Source organism: Promicromonospora citrea, assembly GCF_013004695.1.
GTDB lineage: Bacteria > Actinomycetota > Actinomycetes > Actinomycetales > Cellulomonadaceae > Promicromonospora > Promicromonospora citrea.
Genome location: NZ_JABEMG010000285.1, coordinates 1 through 1258 on the forward strand (window position 1 = coordinate 1; position 1258 = coordinate 1258).

The 1258-nt window shown below is 79.8% G+C and carries 1 protein-coding gene; it reads right to left on the minus strand.

The genetic code is table 11. The annotated features are described in order from the left end of the window. The coding region (locus HLB15_RS23645) for a hypothetical protein (protein WP_171109217.1) at positions 1–1258 on the minus strand (1258 nt) is incomplete at both ends.

The following is a 1258-nucleotide window of genomic DNA, read 5'->3' on the forward strand; positions in this document are numbered from 1 at the left end:
GGCGAGGCGCGCGACGGCGGTGGCGGGCGGGGGAGCTCCGGGCGGCCCGGCGGCGAGCCACACCTCGTCGGTCAGCACGGGCTCGCTCACGGTGCGCACGAGGACGGCAGCGAGCGCGCCCCGGTCGACGAGCGCGGCGTACGGGTCGAGCGCACCGGGGACGGTGCCGGCCGAACCGGTGGCGACGACGGGGACCCGGGTCCCGGCGAGGGTCAGCTCGACGGTGTCGCCGGGCGCGAGGTCCAGCGCCGTGGCCAGCGACTCCGACGCGAGCAGCGGGACGGGGCCGGCCTGCGGCGTCGACAGCAGCCGCAGCCGGCTCGCGCCGGTGGCCGCGCCGCCGAGGGGCATGGTCAGGCGGACGTCCCCGTCGGGGTCGTCCGCCTCGAGCTCGAGGCCACCGGCACCGTCGAGCGTGTCGGACCGGGTCCACGCGGGGGCGTCGACGGGCGCACCACCGGAGGACAGCCCGCTCAGGACGAGCTCCGCCTCTGCCGGCGTCCAGCCCGGGCGCGTGGCCAGGTCCAGGGCGGCGACGTGCCACGTCAGCCCGGCGGGCGGCGCGGGCACGGCGCCGGACAGCTCGTGGGTGGTCCGCTGCGGGCCGAGGGTGTCCCCGGTGCCGTCGCCCTCCGTGAGCTCGCCGAGCGGCACGTGCGCGAGGGTACCGTCGGGCGCCGCGAGCAGGAGCGACAGGTCGAGCTCGTGCGGGCGGGCCGCCCCCCAGGGCTCCGTCTCGTCGGTGGTGCCGATGCTGCCCTCGACGGTGAGGCCGACGTCGCGCGCGCCGTCGGGCAGGGCGGGCGCTCCGGCGAACGCGTCGACCGCGAGCTCGGCCGCCACGGTGTCCAGGTCGAGGGCACCGTCGGGCGCGCGCACGATCTGCGGGAGCACGGTGGCGGGCAGGGCGAGGAGCGTGACGGGGATGCTGTCCGAGTGGGCGGTGACCGACAGCGCCGGGGCGGACGCGGCCGCGTCGCCACCCGGGCCGGAGCCGCCGGGCAGGTAGGGCGCCGCGTACAGGCGGCCGTTCTCCGGTGCCCCGACCCGCACGTCCGCGCCCACGGCGAGCACGTCCACGTCGGCGCGCAGGCGCTCCGCGGTACCGGTGAAGCCGCCCGCCAGGCTCGCGGCGCCGCCCGCGAGCACGAGCAGGACGACCGGGACCACGTACACCGCGAGGCGGCGGGCCACCTGGCGCGCGGCGAGCGGACCGACCGCGCCGCGCGACCGGGCGGCCAGGCCGGCCCACACCCGG